This window comes from Mesoterricola silvestris, from assembly GCF_030295405.1.
GTDB classification, from domain to species: domain Bacteria; phylum Acidobacteriota; class Holophagae; order Holophagales; family Holophagaceae; genus Mesoterricola; species Mesoterricola silvestris.
Genome location: NZ_AP027080.1, coordinates 1,902,348 through 1,927,974, shown reverse-complemented (window position 1 = coordinate 1,927,974; position 25,627 = coordinate 1,902,348). Strand labels below are relative to the sequence as shown.

Below are 25,627 nucleotides of genomic sequence, written 5' to 3'. Positions count from 1 at the left end.
TCAGGCCGAATTCTTCAAATCACAGGAGATGGTGAATTCGACGGTGCGCCCGTTCTTGTTGGCGGCCGGATAGTTCACGTTCTTGAACCACTTGGTCTGCTCCACCAGGCGATTGCGGAACTGGTTCACGGCCTCGAAGCTGGAACTCTCGCCCCTTATGCTGATGCTCAGTCCCTTCTGGTTGATCTCCCGGAACCACACGTCGTCGGGGAGCGCATTGGCCAGTTCCTCCAGGAAATGCACCGGAAGGTGCTGGAAGGACTTGAGCCCCATCATCACTTCCTTTTTCTTCTGGAGCATCTCCTTCTGGGTCCTGAACTTGCGTTCAAGATCCATGTATTTTTCGAGCTCCTTCTTCTTGGCCAGCAGTTCGACCTTGGTCCGCTGCTCGCGCTCGATCTGGGAATTCAGCATGACGTAGTAGATGCCGCCCGCCGAGGCGATGACCAGACCGAAAAGCACCCCTGCGATGGGAAGACTCGGCCGTCCGGTAGCCGCGGAGTCCGCGTAGACGGGCACGGCCTCGGCCTTTTCGGCCTTCTTCCCACCCACCTGGGCGAGCGTGTCTCCCAGAAGGTTGATCTTGATCATCGGTCCCCCACTTGGCGCAAGGCCAATCCGACCGCGACAGCGGCCGTGCAGCCGACTCCATTGACCACGGCAGGATCGAGACTCCGCTCATCCATTTCGAGGAGCTGGAACGGATTCAGGCGATCCACGGAAACCCTCAGACGATCCCCCAGGATCTCGGGGAGCTTGTCCACCTTGGCGCTGCCGCCGCAGAGGAGGACCCGGTCGAGGCGGTCCACCTTGAAGCTGGAGCGGAAGAAATCGATGGTGCGGCCCAGTTCGTCGGCGAAGCCGTCGGAAACGGAGGAAAGGGAGGGTTCCACCTCTTCGGGCGTGCGGCCCTCGGCGGCCTGGCCTTCCTTGAGCAGTTCGGCGGCCTCGCGGCTCACGCCCCAGTCCTCCATGAGCTTGTCGGTAAACCGGTGGCCACCCCAGGCGATGTCCCGCCAGAAGAGCGACTTGCGACCGACCAGCATGGTCAGGTTCGTGAACTGGGCCCCGATGTTCACCAGGGCGACCACCTCGTCCCGCCCGCCCGGGGGCGAATTGATCTCGTAGGCGTTCTGGATGGCGAACACGTCCACGTCCACGAGGACCGAACGGGCGCCGGCCATGGCCACGCAGCCGATGTAGGACTCGATCTTGTCCTTGCGGCAGGCCACCAGGACCACGTCCATGTTGCCTTCGGAGGGGCGCTCCTCCAGGACCGCGAAGTCCAGGGCGTAGGCGTCGAGGCCCTGGCCGGCCGGGAAGAAGCTCTCGGCCTCCCACCGCACCGACTCCGCCAGCTCCGTGGGGCTCATGAGCGGGAAGGTCACTTTTTTGACCATCACCTGCTGGCCCGCCACGGAAATGGCCACGTCCCTGGCCTTGATCTTCTGCTCCGCGAGCACCTGGCGTATGGCCGCGGCCACCGCGTTGCTGTCCATGATGTCCCCGTCGACGATCGCGTCGAAGGGGAGCGGGGCTATGCCAAGTTTCTGGAGCCGGTAACGCTGGCTCCCGCCTTTGCCTAGCACCTGCAGTTCACAGACCTTTACGGAACTGGAACCAATGTCCAGGCCCACGAGCTGGTTTTTTTTGCCACCGAAAAGACCCACTTGGAGCCTCGCTTTAGTTGATTAGGCGGTTCAGTTTAACCCTTATATCTTCCCGGTCAACCGAATGTTGCTAGCAGACATTTTTATCCGGATCGAACGCGATGATGACGACGGTGATGTTGTCTTCCCCCCCATTGCCCATGGCTTTGGCGATCAATCGACCTGCAGCCTCATCCATGTCCGGGGCACTCTGGACTATTTCCCAGATTTCCTGATCTTGAATCATTCCTGACAGTCCATCGGAGCAAAGCAAAATCCGGTCCAATTCCTTGGCCTGGATTTCCCTGACCGAAATATCGAGTTCTCCGCCATTGCCCAGGGCCTGGGTGATGACGTTGCGGAAGGGGTGGCGGCGGGCCTCGTCGGGGGTCAGGATCCCGTTGGCCACCTGCTCCGCCACCCAGGAATGATCCCGGGTGACCTGCTGGATCCCTTCGGCGTTCAGAAGGTAGGCCCTGCTGTCGCCCACGTGGACGAGGGTGACGGTCTCCCCGTTGACCAGGCAGGCCACCACCGTGGAGCCCATGGATTCCCGCTCGGGGTTGGCGCGGATATCGTTCAGGATGCTCTGGTCGGCCAGGAGGAGGGCCGCCTTGAGCCGGTTGCCGTCGTACGGCAGGGCGGTGTCGTACTCCACCGGCCAGGTCCGGTCCCGCTCCACCGTGTGGGTGATGAACTGTCCGATCTTCTCCACCACGATCTGACTGGCCACCTCCCCCGCGGCATGGCCGCCCAGGCCATCGGCGACCACGAAAAGGCCGAGGTCGGGTTCCATGAGGAAATTGTCCTCGTTGTGCTTGCGAACGCACCCGACTTCCGTCCGTCCCGCTGCCACCACCCGCATGCTCAACCCCTTTTGAATAGCTTTTCCAGCTTGATGCGCGTTTCCGCGACGAGTTCGGCCCACTGTTCGCCCAGGCTCGCCACCTGTTCCTTGGCCACGGCCTTCTTGTCGGCGGGCTTGCCGGGCTGTTTGAAGATCGCGTGATCGGGGGCCAGGTTTCGCACGGATTCCCAGAGCCGGGTGGCCCGGGCCTGCATCCCCAGGCCCTGGAAGGTCTGGGCGAGGAGGATCATGGAATCGACATCCTTCGCGTTGAGCTTGATGGCGGTCTCCAGCGCCTTCACCTTGGCCCGGGCATCCCCTCCGGTGGCCTCCAGGACCTTGCCGTGCAGGGCGTGGAACTCGGGGCGCTCGTTGTCCAGGCGGATGGCGTAGAGGATCAGGGCCAGGGAACGTCCGAAGGCGCGGCCATCGAAGGCGCCCAGGGCGTCCTTGTACCACTCGTCGGCGGTCTTGGGGATCGCCGCCCGGTCATGCCCCTCGTCGAGCTGGATCGGCGCCGCCTCGGGCTGCGCCTGGGGCTGCGCGGGCTCCGGGGGCGCGGCGGCGGGGGCCGGGCCCCGGCTGGGGGTGTCCTTGAGCATGCTGAAGGCCTCGGCCAGCATGCGGAAGCGGCGCTCCGCGTCGGCCTTGGCCTCGCCGGTGAACCGGTCCGGGTGCCAGACTTTCGCCATCCGGTGGTAGGCGGCCTTGATCTCCTCGATCGTGGCACCAGGCGAAATTTCCAGCACTTCGTATGGGTTCATCTCGGTTCCATGGCGAGAAGGATCATCTCGGGGGTTCTGCGGTGTCCGGTGTGTCTGTGATATTAACCCAGGACTCTTGGGAAAAAGATAGGGGACAATCGCGGTCCGGGGCGGAACGCGCCAAGGTTCTCCCGTTCCGCAAGGACCTTTGGCCCCCGGCGCCGCTCTTGGAGAATCTATCTCAATATCGATTTTGGTGGCACACTCGAAGCAGAGCAGGAGTTGGGCATGGGTCCGGGTTCGTTGGCAGATCTGAGGGAGGGGCTGGAAGCGGGGGATCTGTCCGCCGAGTTCCTGGCCCTGCGCTCCCTGGACCGCATGGCCCGCCTCGAGCCCCGGCTCAATGCCACCGCCTCCCTGGACCGCGCGCGCACCCTCGCCGCGGCCCGGGACGCCGACGCCCGCCTGGCCCGGGGAGAGCGCTCGCCCGTCCTGGGCATCCCCGTGGTGCTCAAGGACAACCTCAACTGGAAGGGGGCCCCCGTGGGCAACGGCTCCCGCATCCAGCGGGGCTACCGGGCCCCCTACGACGCCACAGTGGTGCGCAGGCTCCTGGAGGCGGGGGCCGTGCCGGTGGCCAAGGCCAACATGGACGAGTTCGCCATGGGCTCCAGCGGCGAGCACAGCGCCTCGGGCCCCGCCCGCAATCCCTGGGACCTCTCCCGGGTGCCCGGGGGCAGCTCCTCGGGCTCGGTGGTGGCGGTGGCCGCGGGCTACGCCCCCCTGGCCCTGGGCACCGACACGGGCGGTTCCGTTCGGCTGCCGGGAAGCTTCTGCAACGTCACCGCCCTGCGCCCCACCTATGGCGCCCTGAGCCGGTACGGGGTCACGGCCATGGCCTCCTCCCTGGACATCGTGGGGCCCGTGGCCGCCTCGGCCCGGGACCTCGCCGCGGCCCTCTCCGTCATGGCCGGCTCCGATCCCCTTGACGCCACCAGCGTGGACCTGCCCGGGCGGGAGCGCCTCGCGGAGCTGCGGCCCCGCGCCCTCAAGGGCCTGCGCATCGGCCTTCCCCGGGAGTGCTTCGGCGAAGGCATCGAAGAGGGGGTCCGGGGGGTCCTGGAGGCCGCCCTGCGCGCCCTGGAGGCCGAGGGGGCCGAGCTGGTGGAGGTCTCCCTGCCCCACACCCGCTTCGCCATCGACACCTACTACCTCATCACCACCTCGGAGGTGTCCAGCAACCTGGCCCGGTTCGACGGGGTGAGGTTCGGCGCCCGGACCCCTTCGGAAACCCTGGACACCATGGTCGCCGCCACCCGGGACGAGGGCTTCGGGATGGAGGCCAAGCGCCGCATCCTCCTGGGGGCCTTCTGCCTCTCCCGCGGCTACTACGAGGCCTTCTACCTGAAGGCCCAGAAGGCCCGGACCCTCATCCTGCGCGATTTCACCGAAGCCTTCGGGCAGGTGGACGTCCTGGCCACCCCCGTGTGCCCCGGCACCGCCTTTCCCCTGGGCGACCGGACCGGCGATCCCCTTTCGATGTACCTCTCGGACGTCTTCACCGTCACCCCCTCGCTGGCGGCCCTGCCCGCCCTTTCCATGCCGGCGGGCTTCGCGTCCGGCCTGCCGGTGGGCCTCCAGCTCATCGGTCCCTCCCTTTCGGACGTTTCCCTGCTGGAACTGGCCCACGCCTACCAGCAGATCACGAAGCATCACACCGAGGCGCCCCGCCTCGATTGCTAGGAGCACCCAATGGCATTCGACGTCGTCATGCCCCAGATGGGGGAATCCATCGCCGAGGCTACGATCCTGAAGTGGCACCGGCAGCCGGGGGAAGCCATCGGCAAGGACGAGACCCTCTACGAGATCTCCACCGACAAGGTGGACGCCGAGATCCCCGCGCCCATCGCCGGAACCCTCCTGGAGATCCTCGTGGACGTGAACGCCACGGTGCCCGTGGGCACCGTGGTGGCCCGCATCGGCGCGGCCGGGGAGAAGCCCGCCGCCGCTCCCGGGAAGGCCGCGCCGGCCCCGGCCCCCGCCGCCCCCGCGGCGGCTCCCGCCCTGCCCCCGGCCCCCGCCGGGGATACCCTGGAAGGCCGCCTGCGCACCAAGTCCAGTCCCCTGGTCCGCCGCATGGCGGGGGACCACGGCGTGGACCTGGCCACGGTGCCCGGTTCCGGCATGATGGGCCGGGTCACCAAGCAGGACATGGAGGCCTACCTGGCCGCCAAGCCTGCGGCCTCCGCCGCGCCGGCCGCCCCCAAGGCCGCCCCGGCCTCCGCCGTCCCCGCCTTCGCCCCCGGCGAGCGCGTCCGGGTGGAGCCCATGTCCCGCATGCGCAAGATCATCAGCGACAACATGGTCCTTTCCAAGCACACCAGCGCCCACGTGTACACGGTCTTCGAGATCGACATGTCCAACGTGTCGCGCCTGCGCGCCCGGCATAAGCAGGCCTTCGAGGCTTCGTACGGCACCAAGCTCAGCTTCATGCCCTTCGCCATGATGGCCGTGGCCAAGGCCCTCCGGGCCTACCCCGTAGTCAACGCCAGCGTGGACGGCGATTCCATCGTCTACAAGCAGGACGTGCACCTGGGCATCGCCGTGGCCCTGGACTGGGGCCTCATCGTCCCCGTGGTCAAGAACGCCGACCAGCTCAACCTGGGCGGCCTGGCCCTGGCCCTCAACGACCTGGCCGGCCGGGCCCGCGCCAAGCAGCTCAAGCCCGACGAGATCTCCGGGGGCACCTTCACGATCACGAATCCCGGGGTCTTCGGCGACACCTTCGGCCTGCCCGTGATCAACCAGCCCCAGGTGGCCATCATGGGCATGGGCGCCGTGAAGAAGCGCCCCGTGGTCGTCACCGACGACCTGGGCCAGGACGTCCTGGCCATCCGGGAAGTGATGTTCAGCGCCCTGAGCTTCGACCACCGCATCATCGACGGCTCCACCGCCGACCTCTTCATGGCCGCCGTCAAGAAGGAACTGGAATCCTCGGACTTCGGCCTCGCCTAGGAATCGCCCGTGTCCCGGACATTCGCCCCGGGTCGCTGGCGCAGGCAAGCTGCGCCAGCGACCCGGGGCGAATGTCCGGGACACGGACGATGACTCACCACCCTCCTGCGCGCCCGCTAACGAAAAGCGCCCACCTCGCGGTGGGCGCTTTCCGTCAGCGGGGGCTCGCCACTACTTCTTGGCGGGGATCCACTTCTTGCCTTCATCGGTGAGGTTGGTCTTGGTGCAGGGCATGGCGGTGTGGCAGGACTTGCAGGTGACCTTGGGATCCTTGGCCTTGGCTTCCTTCTGGATGGCGACGGTGGCGAAGGAGAACGAGGCGGCGCAGAAGGCGACGGCGATGGCGAGGATGGAACGCTTCATTGGAACCTCCAAAAGGTAGCCCAAGTCTATCCAAGGAAAACGGGGGGATCAAGAGAACAAGACCCAGGGATCGTAATTAGCCGGCCCCCCCCGGCGAAGAAGCTACCAGCCAAGCAAATAGGCGAACATCAGGGGCGCCACGATGGTGGCATCGCTCTCCACGATGAACTTGGGGGTGTCCGCCCCCAGCTTGCCCCAGGTGATCTTCTCGTTGGGCACGGCGCCGGAGTAGGAACCGTAGCTGGTGGTGGAATCGCTGATCTGGCAGAAATAGCCCCAGAGCGGGGCCTCCAGTTCCAGGTCCTGGTGGAGCATGGGCACCACGCAGATCGGGAAGTCCCCCGCGATGCCGCCGCCCACCTGGAACATGCCCAGGGAACAATCCTTCGTGATCTCCTGGTAAAAGCGGGCGAGCCAGGTCATGTACTCGATGCCGGTGCGGACCGTGTGGACGTTCTTCACGTCGCCCCGGATCACGGCGGCGGCGAACATGTTGCCCAGGGTGCTGTCCTCCCAGCCGGGCACGACGATGGGCAGGTTCTTCTCGCAGGCCGCGATCATCCAGCTGTTCTTGGTGTCGATCTGGTGGTACTGCTCCAGCACGCCGCTGCGCAGGAGGCGGTACAGGAACTCGTGGGGGAAGCGGCGCTCGCCGGCGGCATCCGCGGCCATCCACTCCTTGAGGATGGCCTTCTCGATGCGGCGCATGGCCTCCATCTCGGGGATGCAGGTGTCCGTGACCCGGTTCATGTGACGGTCCAGGAGGGCCTTCTCGTCGGCGGGGGTGAGGTCGCGGTAGTTGGGCACGCGCTCGTAGTAGTCGTGGGCCACCAGGTTGAAGATGTCCTCCTCCAGGTTGGCGCCGGTGCAGGTGATGAGATGGACCTTGTCCTGGCGGATCATTTCCGCGAGGCTCAGGCCCAGTTCGGCCGTGCTCATGGCCCCGGCGAGGCTCACCATCATCTTGCCGCCCTCCAGGAGGTGGGTGCGGTACCCCTCGGCCGCGTCGACCATGGCCGCCGCGTTGAAGTGGCGGAAATGGTGCTTGATGAACGAACCCACGGGGCCCGGGGTGAACGCGGCGCTGCTCGGCATGGTCGACTCCATTCAAAGGCATACGCCCCCCAAGGTTCCCGGGGGCCGTTGCGAAGGATACCACGGCTAGGGGCCCGGCTACGTAATCGCACGTGTCCCGGACGTTCGCCCCGGTTCGTTGCTGCGGGCCAAGCCCGCAGCAACGGAAGGCTCTCGCCCCATGGTTGGGCCTGTGTTTCACGCATTGGCCCCGACCCACCTTGGGGCCTCACTTCGAGTGCTGCGAGGAGGGCATTGGACGGCGCCAACGCTGATTAGGGAAGGCGACCTCGTCTCGAACCGGGCCTTCGGCAGGTCTGGGCTTGAGCTGACTTCAAAAGATTGTGGGCGGTGCAAACCATTCAACGTCGGCTTGGCCGGCGATGACGAAACAGGGCGAACGTCTGAGACACGTACGATTACGTAGCCGGGCTTCTAGCCCCTCTTGCCCGCACGGAAGAGGGCCAGCACCGCCACGTCCCGGGCCCCGGCCGCCCCCAGGGCCTGGGCGGACCGGAGCAGGGTCGTGCCGGTGGTCCACACGTCGTCCACCAGGAGCACGGCCTCCCCCTCCACGGCCCGGCCGGGAACGAGGGTCACGTGGGGCCCCATGCGCCGCCTCCTCCCCTGGGGCAGGCTGGCCTGGGCGCGGGTGTACAGGGGCTTGCGAAGGACGGCCCCGAAGGCGGTGCCCAGGCGGGCCGCGAAGGTCAGGGCGGCCCGTTCGGCCAGGTCGAACCCCCGGTACCAGCGCCGGAGCCGGGCGGTGGGCGCGCTGCACACCAGGGTGGCCTCCGCGGTCCAGGGCGGAAGGGGCGCCCGGGCCGCCCGCTCCAGGAGGGCGTCCATCCACCCCAGTTCCCCCCGCTTGATGGAGGGCACCAGGAGAGCCCCCAACCCGCCGTGGTAGTCCCACAGGGCATCCCCGGAGGACCAGGCCACGGGGTCGGGACAGGGGTCGGCCCATCCGTGGCCCAGGGCGCACAGGGGGCACCGCTCCTCCGGCAGGGGCGTCAGCAGGCTCCAGCAGCGCCCGCACAGGCCGGCCTGGGCCTGGCCGTCCACGGGGCCCAGGCAGCCCCGGCAGGGGATGACCTCAAGCGGGGTCCGCACCGGAGGCCCTCCCCAGGACGCTGTGGCGGCGTCCGTACCCGAAGTACACAAGGATCCCCAGCGCCAGCCAGATGCCTAGCCGGTACCAGTTGGCCACGGGCAGGGAGAACATGAGGAGCAGGCAGGAGAGGATGCCCAGGATGGGCACCGCCGGCACCCAGGGGCACCGGAAGGGGCGCTCGGCGCCCGGGTGGGTGCGGCGCATGATCAGCACCGCCGAGCACACGATGACGAAGGCCAGGAGCGTTCCGATGTTGGTGAGGTGGAGGAGCACGTCGATGGGCAGGAGCCCGGCCATCACGGCCACGCAGGCCCCGGTGAGGATCGTGGACTTCCAGGGCGTGCGGTACCGCGGATGCACCACGCCGAACACCTTCCTGGGCAGCAGCCCGTCCCGGGCCATGGCCAGGAAGACCCGGGGCCCGCTGAGCATCATCACCAGGAGCACCGACGTGATGCCGGCCACCCCCGCCACCGCCACGAGCCCCTCGGCCCAGCCCTGGCCCCGGGCCTTGAAGGCCAGGGACACGGGGGCGCTGATGTCCAGCTGGTCGAAGCGCACCATGCCCGTGAGCACCGCCACCATGGCGACGTACAGGATGCTGCACACGGCCAGGGACGTCACGATGCCCACCGGCACGTCCCGCTGGGGATTCCGGGCCTCCTCGGTGTGGGTGGACACCGCGTCGAACCCGATGTAGGCGAAGAAGATGATGGCGGCGCCCGCCAGCATCCCCACGGGCTTGCCCCCCGGATCCACCTGGCCGGCCACGGTGTGGCCGAAAAAGCACAGGCCGGTCCACCCGTACGGGGCGAAGGGCCGCCAGTTGGCGGAGCTCACGAAGAACAGGCCCGCGGCGATGACGAAGAGGACCGCCGCCACCTTCACGGCCACCATCACGGTGTTCAGGCGCGAGGTCTCCTGGATGCCCCGCACCAGGACGTAGGTGACCGCCCCCACCACCAGCGCCGCCGGCAGGTTGACCAGGGCCCCGGTCCCCACGAGGCTTCCCGCCGCGGGGTCGTAGCGCCAGGGGGAGGACACCAGGGCCGCGGGCAGGACCAGGCCGGCCTTGGCCAGGAGCCCCTGGGCGTAGGCCGACCATCCCGTGGCCACCGCGGCGCTGGCCACGCCGTACTCCAGGATCAGGTCCCACCCGATGATCCACGCGAAGAGCTCCCCGAGGGTCGCGTAGGCATAGGTGTAGGCCGATCCCGCCACCGGCACCATGGCCGCGAACTCCGCGTAGCACAGCGCGGCGAACACGCAGGTCACCGCCGCCACGGCGTAGGAGAGCATCAGGGCCGGGCCCGCCACGTTGCGCGCCGCGGCCCCGGTGGCCACGAAGATGCCCGCCCCGATGACGGCGCCGATGCCCAGGGCCGTGAGGTGCACCGGGCCCAGGATCCGCCGGAGCCGGTTCTCCCCGCGGGCCTCCTCCAGGAGCGCCGCCAGGGGCTTGCGGAAGAAAAGGCGGGAGCGGCGGACGCCCGCCGGCAAACTGGAATCCATGGACCACCTCCGAATGGGAAAGCACCCTGGAGGCAGGGAAACCCCTTCCCCGCCGGTCCTGATCCTCCATGTTCATGACGCCATGGAGCATTCAAGCGTTGGTGACGGGGTTCCGTCCTCCATTGGTGAGGCGGTGGTTCAATCCCCAGGGAGAGCGTCGCCTGGCGATTTTGATGCCCGAGCTTAGCGATTGGTTTCCGAGTAATGTTTCATAACGCTATGTTTGCGCCCGTACAAGAAATAGATGCCGAAACCCAGTGCCAGCCAGGCGATGAGCCGCCACCAGTTCTCCGTGGGAAGCGAGAACATGAGCAGGAGGCAGGACAGGATGCCCAGGATGGGCACCACGGGCACCCACGGGCAGCGGAAGGGGCGGTGCACGTCGGGGTACTTCTTCCGCATGATGAGCACGGCCGCGCACACGATGACGAAGGCCAGCAGGGTCCCGATGTTGGTGAGGTGGAGGAGGGAGTCGATGGGCAGCAGGCCCGACAGGACCGCCACGAAGATCCCGATGAGGATGGTGGACTTCCAGGGGGTGCGGAATTCCGGATGCACCACGCCGAAGACGCCCTTGGGCAGCAGGCCGTCCCGGGCCATGGCCAGGAAGACCCGGGGGCCGCTGAGCATCATGACCAGGAGGACCGAGGTGATGCCGGCCACCCCGGCGGTGGCGATGAGCCCTTCGGCCCAGCCCAGGTGGTGCACCTTGAAGGCCATGGACACCGGGGCGTTCACGTCCAGGTGGTCGAACCGGACCATCCCCGTGAGCACGGCCACCACGCCGATGTAGAGCACGGTGCAGAGCACCAGGGAGATGACGATGGCCAGGGGCACGTCCCGCTGGGGATTCCTGGCCTCCTCCGTGTGGGTGGAGACGGAATCGAAGCCGATGTACGCGAAGAAGATGATGGCCGCCCCCGCCAGCATTCCCACGGGCTTGCCGCCGGGGTCCACCTGGCCGGCCACGGTGTGGCCGAAAAAGCTCAGTCCCGTCCAGCCGAAGGGCGCGAAGGGATGCCAGTTCGTGGCGCTGATGAAGAAGGCGCCCACGGCGATCACGAAGAGCACCGCGGCGACCTTGATGGCCACCATGGTGGCGTTGAAGCCGGCGCTCTCCTTGATGCCCTTGACCAGCACGAAGGTGACGGCGGCGGTGACGAGCACGGCGGGCAGGTTCAGCCAGCTGCCGGTGCGCACGAAGGCGCCGTGCACCGCGTCGTAGCGCCAGGGCGATTCCCGGAGGATGAGCGGGAACTCGATGCCCAATTTGGACAGCGAGCTCTGGGCGTAGGCCGACCACCCCGTGGCCACCGCCGCGCTGGACACGCCGTACTCCAGGATCAGGTCCCACCCGATGATCCAGGCGAAGAGCTCGCCCAGGGTGGCGTAGGCGTAGGTGTAGGCGGATCCCGCCACGGGCACCATGGAGGCGAATTCGGCGTAGCACAGGGCCGCGAAGATGCACGTGATGCCCGCCACCACATAGCTGAGCATGAGCGCCGGCCCCGCGACGTTGTGGGCCGCGGCCCCGGTGGCCACGAAGATCCCCGCCCCGATGATGGCCCCCACGCCCAGGGCCGTGAGCTGCACCGGCCCCAGGACCCGCCGCAGCCGGTTCTCCCCCCGCATCTCCTCCAGGAGCAGTTCGAGAGGCTTTCGCTTGAAGAGCTGGGACGTGATCTTCTCCGTCATGGTGCAGGTCTCCGTTCGATCCCCTTCGGAACCGTCAAGGCAAGTCATTGTGGAAACGATAAAGGCCGTGAGCTTGACCCATGGTAGCGCAGGGCGGCGGGGTCGCCAGGGGTTCGTGCGGGTCCCGGACTTGCGCGCCGGTTCGTCCTCGCCGGACAAGCCGGCGAGGACGGGGAGTGGGGAAGGGACGAGGGGGGGTGCTGCGCCCGTTTCCTTCGATGGGGGGTCCGGAGAGCGGAACCGGGGGGCCCTCCGGGAGGCCCCGGGCTGGTGGGCGGCTTTCAAGGCCTGGGTGGAATCGCTTCGCGTGGGGTCGGTCGGCGCCGGGGGGCGCCGACGCTGATTGGCTCCGTTGGCCCAATTCCATGGGGGGTCGCCTTCGCCATTCAACGTCGGCGCGAACCGCGGGCCTCGACCCTCACTCGCAGCACGTCCTGCCCTCCCCAGGTCCCCCCGGATGGGCCCAAACCCCACCAACCCGGAACCTCCCTCGGAGCTGGTACGTGGAGCCTCGCCCCTTCGGCCCCTCCGGCATCCAACGAGGCCGGCTTGTCCGGCCGAGTAAACGGCGCGCAGGTCCGGAACACGGGCGCTACCCAACCGTACGAGACGTTCATGGACGTACATAGCAAGGGCCGGGCTTGCCACGGCACTCGGGGGAACGACTTAGGGCTGCTTCTTCCGATCTGACCCGGTTCATCGCACCCCGATGCATGGGGCCCGGCTTGATTCCATCTTAGCCGCACGCGGCCCCGCGGCATAGCCCGGCCCTCGTCCGGGGGGGCCGCGGGAGCCCGCGCGATAAATTCTTTGATTTCCAAGGCTCTTTCCCCGAGGCGAAAAAAAGGGGGCGGGTCCCCCTTGACGCCCCAAGATCTTGGGGTGATTCTTTCTACCCAGCACAACCCCTTGATGTCGAACCTGGTAGCAAGCTGGATAGGCCACGTGCAATGGGCCATTTCAACGCAGCTCGAGCCCAACCCTGAGGATCTTATGCAAATTTCTCGCGCCTTCACCAAAGCCGGCAAGGATCCGCTCGCGGGCATCCCCTTCGTGGGGCGCACCAGCCGGATCACCAAGCTGGACGGCACCGTGGTGTTCGAGGCCAAGGATGTGATGGTCCCCGAGAGCTGGTCCCAGGTGGCGGTGGATATCCTGGCCCAGAAGTATTTCCGCCGGAAGGGCATCGACGCGGCCAACGGCGGGGAGAAGGACGCCCGGCAGGTGTTCCACCGGCTGGCTGGTTGCTGGCGGCACTGGGGCGAGCAGTACGGCTACTTCGACGGCCCCGAGGACGCCCAGGCGTTCTACGACGAACTCGTGTACATGCTGGCCAACCAGATGTGCGCCCCCAACAGCCCCCAGTGGTTCAACACCGGCCTCCACTACGCCTACGGCATCTCGGGCCCCGCCCAGGGCCACAGCTTCGTGGACCCGGTCACCGGGGCCATGTGCCAGTCCACCTCCGCCTACGAGCGCCCCCAGCCCCACGCGTGCTTCATCCAGAGCGTGGAGGACGACCTGGTCAACCCCGGCGGCATCATGGACCTGTGGACCCGCGAGGCGCGGATCTTCAAGTACGGCAGCGGCACCGGCACCAACTTCTCCAAGGTGCGGGGCGCCACCGAGAACCTCTCCGGCGGCGGCTGCTCCTCGGGCCTCATGTCCTTCCTGGCCGTGGGCGACCGCGCCGCGGGGGCCATCAAGTCCGGCGGCACCACCCGCCGCGCCGCCAAGATGGTCTGCCTGGACCTGGACCACCCCGACGTGGAGGCCTTCATCGACTGGAAGGTCACCGAGGAGCGCAAGGTCGCCATGATGGCCGCGGGCAGCATCGTCCTGGGCCGCACCTGGAACGCGCTGTGCGAGGCCGTGGAGGGCTCCACCACCCGGGACGCCAACCCCCGCACCAACGAGAAGCTGCGCAAGGCCCTGGCCCGGGCCAAGGGCGAGGGCGTGGCCTCGGCCTTCCTCTCCCAGTCCATGAGCCGCCTGTCCCAGGGCGACTTCAGCCGGGACCTCAAGAGCTACGACACCGGCTGGGACGGCGACGCCTACGCCACCGTCGGGGGCATGAACTCCAACAACTCCGTGCGCGTCCCCGACCAGTTCATGCGCGCCCTGGAAAAGGACGGCGACTGGTACCTGGAGCGCCGCACCGACGGCAAGGTCCACAAGACCCTCAAGGCCCGGGACCTCTGGGCCAAGGTGAACTACGCCGCCTGGGCCTGCGCCGACCCCGGCATCCAGTTCGACACCACCATCAACGACTGGCACACCTGCCCCGCCGACGGCCCCATCAACGCCAGCAACCCGTGCTCCGAGTACATGTTCCTGGACGACACGGCCTGCAACCTGGCCTCCCTGAACCTGTGCAGCTTCCTCACCCCCGACGGCGGATTCGACCTGTCCGGGTACCGCCACGCCATCCGGCTCTGGACGTTCGTCCTGGAGATCTCGGTCCTCATGGCCCAGTTCCCCTCCGAGCGCATCGCCCAGCTCTCCCATGACTTCCGCACCCTCGGCCTGGGCTACGCCAACCTGGGCGCCATGCTCATGCGCCTGGGCATCCCCTACGACAGCGAAGCCGGCACCCAGTGGTGCGCGGCCCTCACCGCCATCCTCACCGGCGACGCCTACGCCGCCAGCGCGGAGATGGCCGGCCAGCTGGGGCCCTTCCCCGGCTACCAGCTGAACCGGGATGCCATGCTGCGGGTCATCCGCAACCACCGCCGGGCCGCCTACGACGCCCCCGCCGCGGAGTACGAGCAGCTCTCCATCACGCCCCAGGGCCTCAAGGGGAGCCTCCTGCCCAAGTCCATCCTGGACGCCTCCCGGGACAGCTGGGACCGCGCCCTGGCCCTGGGCGAGGCCCACGGCTTCCGCAACGCCCAGGTGACGGTGCTGGCCCCCACCGGGACCATCGGCCTGCTCATGGACTGCGACACCACCGGCGTGGAGCCGGACTTCGCCCTGGTGAAGTTCAAGAAGCTCGCCGGCGGCGGCTACTTCAAGCTCGTGAACCGCGCCATCCCCGAAGCCCTCATGCGCCTGGGCTACAACCCCGCCCAGATCCGCGACATCGAGCGCCACGTGGTGGGCTGGCTGGAGATCACCGACGAGACCCCGGGCATCTCCCGGAGCCGGCTGCTGGCCAAGGGCTGGACGGCCGAGGAGCTCGCGGCCATCGAGGACAAGCTCCCCACCGCCTTCGACCCCGCCTTCGTCATTCCCGTGGACCGCCTGAAGAAGGACTTCGGGGAGGAGGACGCCCAGGCCTTCCTGGACGCCCTGGCGGGCACCATGACCGTGGAGGGCGCCCCCCACCTGAAGGACGAGCACCTGCCCATCTTCGACTGCGCGAACCGCTGCGGCCGCAAGGGCCAGCGCTTCATCGCGCCCATGGGCCACATCCGCATGATGGGGGCCGCCCAGCCCTTCCTCAGCGGCGCCATCAGCAAGACCATCAACCTCCCCGCCGAGGCCACGGTGGAAGAGGTGGGCGCGATCTACAAGGCCTCCTGGCAGCACATGCTCAAGGCCGTCGCCCTCTACCGGGACGGCTCCAAGATGAGCCAGGCCATCGCCACCAACCTCGACCTCCTGGAGGGCATCGACACCCTCGTGGACGACGAGGCCCCCAAGGCCGAGAAGGTCCAGGCCCTGAGCCAGGCCCTGGCCCAGCAGGTGGTGCGCACATACCGCAAGAAGCTCCCCAACCGCCGCGGCGGCTACACCCAGGCCGCGACCATCGGGGGCACCAAGCTCTACCTGCGCACCGGCGAATACGAGGACGGAACCCTCGGCGAGATCTTCCTGGACATCCACCGGGAGGGCGCCGGGTTCCGGGCCGTGCTCAACTGCTTCGCCATCGCCGTGAGCATGGGCCTGCAGCACGGGGTGCCCCTGGAGGAGTTCTGCGAGGCCTTCCTCTTCACCCGCTTCGAGCCCAACGGCATGGTCCAGGGCAGCGACACGGTGAAGTTCTCCACCAGCCTCATCGATTTCGTGTTCCGGGAACTGGCCATCAGCTACCTGGGACGCTACGAGCTGGCCCAGGTGGAGCCCGAGCAGCTCATGCAGATGACCGGCGGGAACGGCTCCCACAAGCCCGAGAGCCAGGGCCTGTCCGCCGCCGCCATCGGCGGCATGACGCCCCTCTTCCCCGAATCCGAGACCGCCAACGCGCCCCAGCCCGCCCCCGCCCTGGCCGCCCACGGCCACCCCGCCCCCGGCGCCGCCAAGGCCGCCGCCGCGCCCTCGGCCTTCATGTCCGCCCGCCAGAAGGGCTACACCGGCGACCCCTGCCCCGAATGCGGCCACCTCACCCTGGTGCGGAACGGCGCCTGCATGAAGTGCCAGACCTGCGGCGCCACCACCGGCTGCAGCTAGACTTCGCCCGGGTCCCAACCTTGCGCCAGGAATCCGCTGACGCAGGCAAGCTGCGTCAGCGAAAAGCTCGCGACGGTAGATTATGCGTAAGTGTTGGCACACTCCGGCTTCGATGGACGTTGGGGCAGGATTGATGGCTGGGCTCTCCGGATGGGCCTATACCCGTTCCGTCCGCTTCAAGTTTCCCGGAAGGACGACCGCTTCGCGCCGACGCTGACCGGTTCAAGCGGCAGCCACCTGAAACCAGAGACTCCGGCCAAAGGGATCGTGCCGATTCCAGATGTTTGCGACTGCTGCCAACCGATCAACGTCGGCGCCACCCCACCCCCACCCCGGAACACTTGAAGCGTACCCCTGGAACCTAGGCCCATCCGGAGAGCCCACCCCCCCAACCGGGCCGCAACGCCCATCGAAGCCGGCGTGTGCCAACACTTACGCCTATCCTTTCGTCGCAAGCTTTTCGCTGACGCAGCTTGCCTGCGTCAGCGGATCCCTGACGCTGGTCCGGGACACCCACGCCTCACCCATTCAGTTCGCTCGCCAGGATCCGGTGCGGCAGGTGGAGGCCTTCCCGGATCTTCACGCTGCCGGCCAGGTCCTTGAAGCCCCAGCGGCGGTAGAAACGGAGGGCCCGGGGGTTGCCCTCGAAGGCCTCCAGCCAGACGCCCCGCACCCCCTTGGCGCGGGCGTCCGCCAGGAAGGCGGTCATGAGCGCGTCCGAGACCCCCTGCCCCATCCACGGCGCGGGCACGTAGAGGCGGCTGAGCTCCAGGTGCGGCCTCGCCAGCCCCTCCACGGGGCAGGGATCGGGGGAGAGCGCCACGTAGCCCCGCCATCCCTCCGGGCCCTCCGCGATCCAGGTGCCGTTGCGGATGAGGCCCTCCATGACGGGGGTGGTGAAGGCCTTGGAGCACAGCAGGTCCAGGGCCTCCTCCGGGAAGAGGTAGCCGAAGGATTCCCGGAAGCAGGCCTCCGCGAACTGCCCCAGGGCGTGGCCTTCGTGGAGTTCCGCTTTCCTGACGGTGAAGGTCATGGCCGCCCTCCTTCGATCTTGAGACTCAGGCGTCCCAGGGGAAATGGTAGGGCAGATCATACCACTTCCTCAGCGTCTCCATGTCCTTTCTCAGGGCGGCGCCCACGGGGCAGCCCTTCTCCTTCCGGATCCCCCAGGCGAGGTGCTCCTTCTCCCCGGCGGTGAAGATGTGCTCCTCGCCGGGGGCCTTCCGGCTCGCCCGCAGCTCCCGCAGGATGTCCCCGGCGATCGCCTTGAACCGGTCCAGCTCGATGAATTCCTCGATGTCCACGGCCATGAAGAAGTGGCCGATGGGGATGGGGACCTTGTTCCCGGCCCCGTCCAGGCCGTTGAGCAGCTTGAGGTAGGCCCCGTCCTGCAGGGCGGCGCTGAGCACCTCCACCACCGTGGCGTAGCCGTAGCCCTTGAACCCGGCCATGTCCTCCCCGATGCCCCCCAGGGGCGTCAGGGCGGCCTTGCCCAGGGTCAGGTCCACCAGCACCTGGGCCGTGTCGGTGCGGGTGCGGCCCTCCTCGTCGATGACCCAGCCCGGGACCAGGTCCTTGCCCATGCGGGCGTAGCTCTCGATCTTGCCCCGCTGGGTGACGGAGGTGGCGCAGTCCAGGATGAACGGGAAGTCCTCGTCGGTGGGGAAGCCGATGGTCAGGGGGTTGGTGCCCAGCATGTTCTCCACCCCGAAGGTGGGGGCGATGGAGGGGCGGGCGTTGGTGCCGGTGATGCCGATCATCCCGGCCTTGGCGGCCATGGAGGCGTAGTACCCGGCGATGCCGTAGTGGGTGGAGTTCCGCACGGCGGTCATGCCCATGCCGTGGGCCCTGGCCTTGGCGAGGGTGGTCTCCATGGCGCGCTTGGCCACCACGTGGCCCATGCCGTTGTGCCCGTCCAGGACGGTGACGGTCTTGCGGTCGCGCACCACCTCCACCCGGGTGACGGGATCCAGGATGCCGTCCCGGATGCGGTCGATGTAGATGGGCTTGAGCCGCCCGATGCCGTGGGAGTCGATGCCCCGGCGATCCGATTCGATGAGGACGTCGGCCACCACGGCCGCGTCCGGCGCGGGGACGCCGGCGGCCACGAGGGAGTCCCGCATGAACCCCTCGAGGAAGGTGAAATCAAGCCAGACGCAGTCCTGGTAGTGGCGCGGATACTCGTCGACCCACTGCATGGGGGATCCTTTCAGGAAGGGATGGTGCCATGGTGGGCGTTCCGGCCCGGTGGCACAAGCCCCAAAGGATCTACTGCCGGTACTGGGCGGGGGGCCCGAAGACCCCGGGCCTCCCCGGGATCTGGAACCTCACGAAGAGGCCGCCGTCCCCCAGCACCAAGTCCGGCAGGCCGTCACCGTCGACGTCGGCGATGGCCACGGAGCCGGGGCCCTGGACCCCGCCGTAGCGCACGGGAGCCTTGAAGGCGCCGGTCCCGTCCTGGATGAGCACCGCGACGCTGCCGGGGTCGCCGGGCACGCCCGCGTTGGCCACGACGATATCGGGGCGGCCGTCGCCGTCCAGGTCGCCCACGGCCACGGCGGAGGCGAAGGCGTCCCCGGCGTCGTAGGTGACGGCGGGCTGGAAGGCGCCCCCGGAGGCCTGCAGGAGCACGCTGACGCCCTGGGTCGTGGGCGCCGTCCCGGTGCCGTTGTTGGCCACCACGAGATCGGGAAGCCCGTCGCCGTTCAGGTCCGCCACCGCCACGGCCACGGGGTGGACCCCCACCGCGTAGTCCACCCGGGGCAGGAAGCTGCCGGGATGGGCCGGGTCCTGGAGGAACACCGAGACCTGGTTGCCGGAGGTGGTGGCCACGATATCCGCGAGGCCATCGCCGTTGAGGTCGGCCACGGCCACGGACGTGGGCTCGCCGCCCGCGGCCAGGGCCACCGGGGCCGCGAAGGTCCCCCCCGGGGCCTGCTGGGTGAAGAGGAGGAGGGTGCTGGCGCCGTCGGCGGCCACCACCACGTCGGGGTAGGTGTCCCCGTCCAGGTCGCCCACGGCCGCGGCCACCGGGTTGCGGGTGCCCACGGGCAGGGCCACCGGGGCCTTGAACCCGCCGGGGACGGCGGGATCCGGGAACAGCACCGAGACCTGGTTGGAGGCCCCGGCGCCGGGGGCCAACTGCCGGTTCGCCACCACGACGCCGGGATTGCCCGCGGGGGAGAGCCGGGCCGCCACCAGGAAGGCCGGATTGGCGCCGGCGGCGGTCTGCACGGGATCCAGGTAGGTGCCCCGGGCCGCCGGGTCCTGGACCCGCGCCGAGACCCAGCCGGAGGCGGCGGCCCCGCCCCCCTCGAAGTGGACGGCGTCCACGATGTCCACCAGGCCATCCCCGTTCAGATCGGCCACGGCGACCCAGGTCACCGGGTAGTCGGCGAAGCCCGACCGCTGGTAGTGGCTGTCCCCCGAGCAGGACAGCTGCAGGGCCGCGAGCCCCGCCACCAGGGGGGCGCCCCAAAGGATCTGGTTCATCGAACGGGTTCCCATGCTGGATCCTCCGCAACGAAAATCGACAAAACCCCGGGATGGCCTCCCTGACCTGGAATTTTAGACGCCCCCTGGGCCGGGGGCGTTGAGCCGCGCCGGGGCTTTTTTTCCGGGCGTCCAGACCTTGCAATGCGAGGCATTACCCCTCCGGAAGGCCGATCCCCCCGGTGCCCGCGGCTAGGAAAAAATCATTTCCATGAGAGTTCCCTTGGGATGGCATCCAAAGCCGTGGCAAACTCGATATTCAGGCCACGAACCGGCCCGGAGTCCTGATTGGCTATGATCAATGCCGTGACGATCTTCACAACCTGTGGCAGCGAAGAGACAGCCCTCACCATTGCCGCCGCGGTCGTGGACCAGGGGTACGCCGCCTGCGTGAACATCCTGCCCTCCATCAAGAGTTATTACTACTATAAGGGCGGAACCCACCTCGACGAGGAGGTGATGCTGATGATCAAGACCAGCCGCGACCGGTACGACGCGGTGGCCCAGGTCATCACCGAGCTCCACACCTACGAGATCCCGGAAATCCTGATGGTCCCCGTCGAAGCTTGTTCCGACAGTTTCCTCGAATGGATCGAGGAATCGGTTTCGCGAGAAGGCTGATCGCCCCACAACCAGGAGAACACCATGGAAATGTCCCTCAGCGGAGAGTTTCTCAGCGTCGTGGAACAGGCCGCCATCGCCTGCGCGGTGAGCATCGGCAACGGCAACCGCAAGCACAGCGACTGGCTCGCGGTGGAATCCATGCGCCACAGCATGGAGCACCTGCCCATCGACGGCACCATCGTCATCGGCGAGGGTGAACGTGATGAAGCGCCAATGCTTTACGTGGGCGAGAAGCTGGGCCTGGGCATGGGCCACCCGGCCATCGACATCGCGGTGGATCCCCTGGAGGGCACCAACCTCTGCGCCACCGGCGCCCCCAACGCCATCACGGTCCTGGCCGCCTCCGAAAAGGGCGGCCTCCTCCACGCCCCCGACCTCTACATGCAGAAGCTCTGCGTGGGCCCCGCGGCCAAGGGCAAGGTGAGCCTGGACGCCACCCCCGCCGAGAACCTCAAGATCATCGCCGCAGCCCTGCACCGGAAGGTGAGCGAACTGACCGTGGTGGTCCTGGACCGCCCCCGGCACGACAACCTCATCGAGGCCATCCGCTCCGCCGGAGCCCGCATCCAGCTCATCGGCGACGGCGACCTCTCCGCCGCCATCTCCGCCGCGGTCTCCGGCACGGGCATCCATGCCGTCATGGGCATCGGCGGCGCCCCCGAGGGCGTCATTTCCGCCGCGGCCCTCAAGTGCCTGGGCGGCGAGATCCAGGGCCGCCTGGTGGTGGACACCAACACCGCCAGCCGGGAGAAGGCCGAGGCCATGGGGGTCGACTTCAACCGCATCTACTTCACCGACGACCTGGCCCCCGGCGAACACATCGTCTTCGCCGCCTGCGGCGTCACCCGGGGCAACCTCCTGGACGGTGTCCACACCTTCGGCGACGGCGTCCGCACGGCGAGCCTGGTGCTGAACCGGAGGCCGAGGAGGGTGAGGTTCATCGATACCGTCCACGTGAACGAGGGCGAGGACATCACGGTCCGGTTCTAGGCGGGAGTGGGCGTTCGTGCCTATCCGGGGATTCCCTGCCGGGGGCTGCGCCTTGAAGGGGGGGGGTCCCATCAGGGGGGGTCTACCCACCGGGGTCCCGGACTTTTGCGCCGACCCACCGGTACCGCCGGTTCCAGTCCTCGCTGCGCTGCGGGCTGGAACCGTCGGTTAGCCGTAGCTCGGTCGCGATTACTGGTACATCGGGATTGGGGGGGGTTCCGGACTGGGGCCTCGGATGGTTCGAGGAAAAAGCGCAATTTCCATCCAACCCTTCCATCACTGCGCACCTCGGCCACGGTTAACCGGCGGCTCCAGCCCGCGGCGCAGCGAGGACATCACGGTCGGCTTCCAGGCGGAAACTGGCGTTTGTGCCTTTCGGGGGATTCCCTGCCGGGGGCCCCGCCTTGCTTGGGACGCGTCCCATAAGGGGGCTCTACCCATTGGGGTCCCGGAAAGGTGCGCCGACCCACCGTTACCGCCGGTTAGCCGTGGGCGGGGTGCGCGGTGATGCGAGGGGGGATGGAAATTGCGTTTTTTCCTCGAAACATCCGCGGCCCCGGTCCGGAACCGCCCCCCAATCCCGACGTACCGGGAATCCCGACCGAGCTACGGCTAACCGCCGGTTCCAGCCCGCAGCGCAGCGAGGACTGGAACCGGCGGTACCGGTGGGTCGGCGCAACAGTCCGGGACCCCAATGGGTAGGGCCCTCCTGATGGGCCCCCCCCCTTCAACGTGCAGCCCCCGGCAGGGAGGATCCGGATGGAACCGAACGCCCTGGCCTGCCCAGACGCCCCCCTACCTCGCCAGATCCCCCGCCCTCACGAACTGGACTTTGCCTTTGGCGGTGGGGATGAGTTTTTCGAGGGCTTCCACGGTTTCGGGGTAGATGTGGCCGATGATGAGGGCCTGGCCTTCCTTGTGGGCGATGGCCAGGGCGCGGTCCCACTGGCGGGACATTTCGGCGAAGGTCTTGTCGTCGTCCAGGAAGACCTTGCGCTGGACCGTGGGCACGGCGAGGTCGCGGGCCACGTCGAAGGCCACGGAGTCCTTTTCGGTGCGGCTGTCCACGAAGAAGCATTTCTTCGCGCGGATCTCCTCCAGGACCCACCGCATGCGGGTGCGGTCGGGGGTGATGCGGGAGCCCATGTGGTTGTTCACGCCCCGGCGCCAGGGCACGTCGGCCAGGGCCTTGCGCACCCGGGCACGCAGCTCGGGCTCCTTGAGGTCGAACATCACGGCCTCGGGGCCCGGATCCTTGCCGGGGGCGGGGTAGCCCAGGGGCTCCATGGGGAGGTGCAGCATGACCTCCTTGCCCCGGTCGTGGGCGATGTCGGCGCTGGCGCGGGTGCGCTCCTGGTAGGGCAGCACGGCCACGGAGAGGGGCACGGGCTGGGCGCAGAGGCGCGTGACCAGCTCGGTGGGGGCATAGCCCAGGTCGTCGATGACCACGGCCAGCTTGGGCAGGGTGGATTTCGGTTCGGGGGCCGGCGCGGGAGCGGGCGATGGCGCGGGCGGGACCGGTTCGGCCTTCCGGGGCTTGGGTTTGGGGGCAGGCCGGGGCTGGGCCTTTTCCTCGTCCCCGGGCAGGCGGCCCTTCCGGGAGCAGGACTGGGAGGTGAAGAGGGCGCCGATGCCCAGGCCCAGCGCGAACATGAGCACGGCCAGCCCCGCCAGGCGGGGGGTGGAGGCCCGGCCTCCCCGTCGCGTCACCACCGGCTCAGACCCAGTCCCGGTCCGCGGGGAACCTGTTCATCAGCCCGGACACCAGCACCGGATCGCGCCGGTTCTGGCGGGGAATGCTCCACTGGGCCGCCTTGCCCTTCTCCTCGAGGATCTCGAGGATCCGCGGCAGGGGGTCCTCCTCGGGCTTGAGGTTCTTGAAGAGGTGGTCGGGGGTGACCCCGGCCTGGGCGGCCTCCCCGGGGTGGGCGGGGTCGGCCTTGGCCTTCATGGCCGCGGGCTTCTCCCCCCCCACGCCCAGGAATTCGCCCCCGGCGCCCAGCCAGCGCTTGTTCACCACCTCCGCGGCGCCGCCCTGGCGCAGGGGGAAGCGGGTGCGCTCCACGCCCAGGCCCATGGTGCGCTCGCCGAAGACGGGCACGGACTGGAACTTCAGGGCCGAGGACAGCGCCTCGGCGGCGCCGCAGGTCCAGGGGCCCTGGAGCACCGCCACCTTGGCGAAGGGCGGGAGACCGGCGGGAACGATGGCCAGGGGGATGGGCGCCTTGCCCGTCTCCTGGATGGTGGCCAGGGGCCCGGCGCCCACCAGCAGGCCCGCCACCAGGGCGGCCTCGCTGAGGCTGCCGCCGTTGCAGCGGCGCAGATCCAGGATCAGGGGGAGCTTGTGGTCCAGGTCCTTGAGCAGGGCCTGCAGCTCCACCGCACGCCCGGGGGTCAGGTCCTCCATGCCGATGAGGTTGGCCTTGGCTTCCTTGCGGACGAATGCGGGCGGGCGCGCGATCAGCTCCCGCTTGAGGGTGATCTTCTTCAGTTCGCCGTTGGCCGCGGCGTAGCGCAGCAGGGAGATGTCCGAACCCGCCACCCCGCGCAGGCGGCGCTCCAGGGTCCAGCTGCTCATGGGTCCGATGGAATCGCCGTCCACCTTGCGGATCACGTCCCCGGGCTGGAAGCCGGCCTTGGCGGCGGGGCTGCCGGCGGTCACGCCCATGACCTGGGCGTAGATCTGGCGCTTGAGCACCTGGATCCCGATGGAGGCCGGGCCGGGGTCCGGAAGGCGCAGGTCCTCCGGGGTCAGGTAGGCGTTCAGGGGGTGGGCCCGCTCCAGGGCGGCCTGGATGCCGCCGTTGAGGACCTTCTCCATGTCCGGGGGATCCACGTAGTGGTCCTTGATGAGGGAGAGGACGTCCTGGATGTCGGAGAGGCCGGCCAGGGGATCCTGGCTTACGGGCTTGAGTTCCTTCCGGGGGGCTTCCTGCACGGGGCGGAACACCACCGGGTAGGTGAACATCGCCACCAGGGGGAGGGTCAGGAGGGAGAGCCAGGTGCGCTGATGCATGCCCTAGTGTAGGCGGTTTTGCATCCTGGACGCGAGATCATCCAGGCAGATGTCCGTGGCCCGGTTGGGCTCGCCGCGGGCGAGGCCGGCCAGCCGGGCGTGGTCCCCCATGAGCCGGGCCGCCTCCTCCGCCAGCGCGAGGTGCATGCCCTCCCCCTGGAGGACGACCCGGGCCCGGCCCGCGGCCTCCATGGCCCGGGCGTTGGCCACCTGGTGATCCCCGGCGCTGCCGGGCATGGGCACAATGACGGCCGGCCGTCCTGCGGCTTGCAGTTCGGCGCAGGTGCTGGCCCCGGCCCGGGTCACCACGAGGCTCGCGGATTCCAGCTGCCGGTCCATGAATTCCAGGAAGGGCGCCAGCCGGTGCCGGGGATGCCGGTCCCGGGCGGAGAGTTCCGCGAAGGGGCCGGCGCCGGTCTGGTGGAGGAGGTCCCACTGGGGGAACCGCTCCAGGAGCCCCGGGGCCGCCTGGAACACCGCCTCGTTGAGGGCGCGGGCGCCCCCGCTGCCCCCCAGCACCAGGAGCCGGTACGGGGGACGCTGGGCCGATAGGGGCTGGAAGTCCCGCAGGAAGGCCTCCCGCACCGGCGTCCCCGCCAGGACGCACCGGGCCCCGGGCAGCCCCGCCGAGGCCTCCGCCATGCCGCACCAGACGCCCTCGGCGCCCGTGGCCAGGCGCTTCACCAGGAGCCCCGGGCTGGCGTTGGATTCGTGCAGGAAGTAGGGGATGCCCAGGCTCCGCGCGGCCAGGAGGGCCGGGCCCGCGCCGTAGCCGCCGGTGCCCACCACCGCCCAGGGGCGGTACGTCCTCCAGGTGTTCACCAGGATGCGCCAGGCCCGGAACAGCTTCCACGCGGCCCGCGCCGTCCTCAGGGGGGAGCGCCCCACGAAGCCTTCCACGTCCAGCAGCTCGTAGGGCCAGGGGCCCGGGGGCAGGAGCCGCGCCTCGATGCCGCGGGTGGCGCCCACGAAGGTGATGGGGCGGTCCCAGCGGGCCCGGGCCCCTTCGGCCAGGGCCACGGCGGGGAAGAAGTGGCCCCCCGTCCCGCCCCCGGTGAACACGAGGCTCTCGGCGTACATGCGTCCTGTCATGGGCATGAGGATACCATTTGGTGATTCCCTGGTAGTATTTAGGACCAA

General features: G+C 68.6%; 20 protein-coding genes and 1 other RNA gene. 5 read left to right on the top strand and 16 right to left on the bottom strand.

Features of this window, described 5'->3' with window-relative positions:
- The 4 genes from R2J76_RS08325 to R2J76_RS08310 all read right to left on the bottom strand — a co-directional run bounded on the left by R2J76_RS08325 (position 1) and on the right by R2J76_RS08310 (position 3,260).
- Complete coding sequence (locus tag R2J76_RS08325) at positions 1–591, bottom strand: PilN domain-containing protein (protein ID WP_316415373.1); 591 nt, start codon at positions 589–591, stop codon at positions 1–3.
- A complete protein-coding gene (gene pilM / locus R2J76_RS08320) occupies positions 588–1,670 on the bottom strand; it encodes a type IV pilus assembly protein PilM (RefSeq protein WP_316415372.1) in 1,083 nt (360 codons plus the stop codon). The genes R2J76_RS08325 and pilM overlap by 4 nt, the downstream gene beginning before the upstream one ends.
- Positions 1,671–1,740: 70 nt before the next feature.
- The gene (locus tag R2J76_RS08315) at positions 1,741–2,514 is read right to left on the bottom strand and encodes a Stp1/IreP family PP2C-type Ser/Thr phosphatase (RefSeq protein WP_316415371.1); all 774 of its coding nucleotides are present in this window, start codon (positions 2,512–2,514) and stop codon (positions 1,741–1,743) included.
- Positions 2,515–2,516: 2 nt separating this feature from the next.
- The gene (locus R2J76_RS08310; protein ID WP_316415370.1) at positions 2,517–3,260 is read right to left on the bottom strand and encodes a J domain-containing protein; all 744 of its coding nucleotides are present in this window, start codon (positions 3,258–3,260) and stop codon (positions 2,517–2,519) included.
- A gap of 228 nt (positions 3,261–3,488) precedes the next feature.
- Here R2J76_RS08310 and gatA point away from each other — a divergent pair, with 228 nt between their 5' ends.
- A complete protein-coding gene (gene gatA, locus R2J76_RS08305) occupies positions 3,489–4,943 on the top strand; it encodes an Asp-tRNA(Asn)/Glu-tRNA(Gln) amidotransferase subunit GatA (RefSeq protein ID WP_316415369.1) in 1,455 nt (484 codons plus the stop codon).
- A 9-nt stretch (positions 4,944–4,952) separates the two neighbouring features.
- Positions 4,953–6,215, top strand: coding sequence for a dihydrolipoamide acetyltransferase family protein (locus R2J76_RS08300; RefSeq protein WP_316415368.1), 1,263 nt, complete (start codon positions 4,953–4,955; stop codon positions 6,213–6,215).
- A gap of 171 nt (positions 6,216–6,386) precedes the next feature.
- On the opposite strand, the gene R2J76_RS08295 is transcribed toward R2J76_RS08300, so the two are convergent.
- The 6 genes from R2J76_RS08295 to ffs all read right to left on the bottom strand — a co-directional run bounded on the left by R2J76_RS08295 (position 6,387) and on the right by ffs (position 12,699).
- Positions 6,387–6,578 carry a hypothetical protein gene (locus R2J76_RS08295; RefSeq protein ID WP_316415367.1) on the bottom strand — a complete coding sequence of 64 codons (192 nt, stop codon included), beginning with the start codon at positions 6,576–6,578 and terminating at the stop codon, positions 6,387–6,389.
- Between the two features lie 102 nt (positions 6,579–6,680).
- Positions 6,681–7,673: a deoxyhypusine synthase family protein gene (locus R2J76_RS08290; protein WP_316415366.1), complete on the bottom strand. Its 993-nt coding sequence runs from the start codon at positions 7,671–7,673 to the stop codon at positions 6,681–6,683.
- Positions 7,674–8,087: 414 nt separating this feature from the next.
- Positions 8,088–8,765 (bottom strand): ComF family protein, encoded by a 678-nt coding sequence (locus tag R2J76_RS08285; protein WP_316415365.1) that lies wholly within the window; start codon positions 8,763–8,765, stop codon positions 8,088–8,090.
- Positions 8,749–10,278, bottom strand: a complete 1,530-nt coding sequence (locus tag R2J76_RS08280) for an amino acid permease (RefSeq protein WP_316415364.1) — start codon at positions 10,276–10,278, stop codon at positions 8,749–8,751. The genes R2J76_RS08285 and R2J76_RS08280 overlap by 17 nt, the downstream gene beginning before the upstream one ends.
- Before the next feature lie 183 nt (positions 10,279–10,461).
- Positions 10,462–11,973, bottom strand: coding sequence for an amino acid permease (locus R2J76_RS08275; RefSeq protein WP_316415363.1), 1,512 nt, complete (start codon positions 11,971–11,973; stop codon positions 10,462–10,464).
- Positions 11,974–12,603: 630 nt separating this feature from the next.
- Positions 12,604–12,699: signal recognition particle sRNA small type (gene ffs / locus R2J76_RS08270), an RNA gene on the bottom strand.
- Between the two features lie 267 nt (positions 12,700–12,966).
- Here ffs and R2J76_RS08265 point away from each other — a divergent pair.
- Positions 12,967–16,365 carry an adenosylcobalamin-dependent ribonucleoside-diphosphate reductase gene (locus tag R2J76_RS08265; RefSeq protein ID WP_316415362.1) on the top strand — a complete coding sequence of 1,133 codons (3,399 nt, stop codon included), beginning with the start codon at positions 12,967–12,969 and terminating at the stop codon, positions 16,363–16,365.
- Positions 16,366–16,885: 520 nt separating this feature from the next.
- On the opposite strand, the gene R2J76_RS08260 is transcribed toward R2J76_RS08265, so the two are convergent.
- The 3 genes from R2J76_RS08260 to R2J76_RS08250 all read right to left on the bottom strand — a co-directional run bounded on the left by R2J76_RS08260 (position 16,886) and on the right by R2J76_RS08250 (position 19,857).
- Positions 16,886–17,398: a GNAT family N-acetyltransferase gene (locus R2J76_RS08260; RefSeq protein WP_316415361.1), complete on the bottom strand. Its 513-nt coding sequence runs from the start codon at positions 17,396–17,398 to the stop codon at positions 16,886–16,888.
- Positions 17,399–17,423: 25 nt separating this feature from the next.
- Positions 17,424–18,563, bottom strand: a complete 1,140-nt coding sequence (locus R2J76_RS08255) for an Ldh family oxidoreductase (RefSeq protein WP_316415360.1) — start codon at positions 18,561–18,563, stop codon at positions 17,424–17,426.
- A gap of 70 nt (positions 18,564–18,633) precedes the next feature.
- Positions 18,634–19,857 carry an FG-GAP repeat domain-containing protein gene (locus R2J76_RS08250; RefSeq protein WP_316415359.1) on the bottom strand — a complete coding sequence of 408 codons (1,224 nt, stop codon included), beginning with the start codon at positions 19,855–19,857 and terminating at the stop codon, positions 18,634–18,636.
- 294 nt (positions 19,858–20,151) lie between these two features.
- Between R2J76_RS08250 and cutA the strand changes: the two genes are divergently transcribed.
- Positions 20,152–20,478 (top strand): divalent-cation tolerance protein CutA, encoded by a 327-nt coding sequence (cutA, locus tag R2J76_RS08245; protein WP_306602286.1) that lies wholly within the window; start codon positions 20,152–20,154, stop codon positions 20,476–20,478.
- Between the two features lie 24 nt (positions 20,479–20,502).
- Positions 20,503–21,471: a class II fructose-bisphosphatase gene (gene glpX, locus R2J76_RS08240; protein ID WP_316415358.1), complete on the top strand. Its 969-nt coding sequence runs from the start codon at positions 20,503–20,505 to the stop codon at positions 21,469–21,471.
- A 795-nt stretch (positions 21,472–22,266) separates the two neighbouring features.
- Here the strand turns inward: glpX and R2J76_RS08235 are convergent.
- The 3 genes from R2J76_RS08235 to R2J76_RS08225 are packed head-to-tail and all read right to left on the bottom strand — an operon-like array spanning position 22,267 to position 25,585.
- Positions 22,267–23,181, bottom strand: a complete 915-nt coding sequence (locus R2J76_RS08235; RefSeq protein WP_316415357.1) for a divergent polysaccharide deacetylase family protein — start codon at positions 23,179–23,181, stop codon at positions 22,267–22,269.
- A 7-nt stretch (positions 23,182–23,188) separates the two neighbouring features.
- Entirely contained in the window at positions 23,189–24,487 is a 1,299-nt protein-coding gene (locus tag R2J76_RS08230; RefSeq protein WP_316415356.1) for a S41 family peptidase, read from the bottom strand.
- 3 nt (positions 24,488–24,490) lie between these two features.
- A complete protein-coding gene (locus tag R2J76_RS08225; RefSeq protein ID WP_316415355.1) occupies positions 24,491–25,585 on the bottom strand; it encodes a UDP-N-acetylglucosamine--N-acetylmuramyl-(pentapeptide) pyrophosphoryl-undecaprenol N-acetylglucosamine transferase in 1,095 nt (364 codons plus the stop codon).
- Between the last annotated feature and the right edge of the window lie 42 nt (positions 25,586–25,627).

Excerpts from the sequence above, each read along its gene's own strand:
- R2J76_RS08325 (WP_316415373.1), bottom strand. The coding sequence starts at position 591 with ATGATCAAGATCAACCTTCTGGGAGACACGCTCGCCCAGGTGGGTGGG.
- R2J76_RS08315 (WP_316415371.1), bottom strand. The coding sequence starts at position 2,514 with ATGCGGGTGGTGGCAGCGGGACGGACGGAAGTCGGGTGCGTTCGCAAG.
- R2J76_RS08310 (WP_316415370.1), bottom strand. The coding sequence starts at position 3,260 with ATGAACCCATACGAAGTGCTGGAAATTTCGCCTGGTGCCACGATCGAG.
- gatA (WP_316415369.1), top strand. The coding sequence starts at position 3,489 with ATGGGTCCGGGTTCGTTGGCAGATCTGAGGGAGGGGCTGGAAGCGGGG.
- R2J76_RS08300 (WP_316415368.1), top strand. The coding sequence starts at position 4,953 with ATGGCATTCGACGTCGTCATGCCCCAGATGGGGGAATCCATCGCCGAG.
- R2J76_RS08295 (WP_316415367.1), bottom strand. The coding sequence starts at position 6,578 with ATGAAGCGTTCCATCCTCGCCATCGCCGTCGCCTTCTGCGCCGCCTCG.
- R2J76_RS08290 (WP_316415366.1), bottom strand. The coding sequence starts at position 7,673 with ATGCCGAGCAGCGCCGCGTTCACCCCGGGCCCCGTGGGTTCGTTCATC.
- R2J76_RS08280 (WP_316415364.1), bottom strand. The coding sequence starts at position 10,278 with ATGGATTCCAGTTTGCCGGCGGGCGTCCGCCGCTCCCGCCTTTTCTTC.
- R2J76_RS08275 (WP_316415363.1), bottom strand. The coding sequence starts at position 11,973 with ATGACGGAGAAGATCACGTCCCAGCTCTTCAAGCGAAAGCCTCTCGAA.
- R2J76_RS08265 (WP_316415362.1), top strand. The coding sequence starts at position 12,967 with ATGCAAATTTCTCGCGCCTTCACCAAAGCCGGCAAGGATCCGCTCGCG.
- R2J76_RS08260 (WP_316415361.1), bottom strand. The coding sequence starts at position 17,398 with ATGACCTTCACCGTCAGGAAAGCGGAACTCCACGAAGGCCACGCCCTG.
- R2J76_RS08255 (WP_316415360.1), bottom strand. The coding sequence starts at position 18,563 with ATGCAGTGGGTCGACGAGTATCCGCGCCACTACCAGGACTGCGTCTGG.
- R2J76_RS08250 (WP_316415359.1), bottom strand. The coding sequence starts at position 19,857 with ATGAACCAGATCCTTTGGGGCGCCCCCCTGGTGGCGGGGCTCGCGGCC.
- cutA (WP_306602286.1), top strand. The coding sequence starts at position 20,152 with ATGATCAATGCCGTGACGATCTTCACAACCTGTGGCAGCGAAGAGACA.
- glpX (WP_316415358.1), top strand. The coding sequence starts at position 20,503 with ATGGAAATGTCCCTCAGCGGAGAGTTTCTCAGCGTCGTGGAACAGGCC.
- R2J76_RS08230 (WP_316415356.1), bottom strand. The coding sequence starts at position 24,487 with ATGCATCAGCGCACCTGGCTCTCCCTCCTGACCCTCCCCCTGGTGGCG.
- R2J76_RS08225 (WP_316415355.1), bottom strand. The coding sequence starts at position 25,585 with ATGCCCATGACAGGACGCATGTACGCCGAGAGCCTCGTGTTCACCGGG.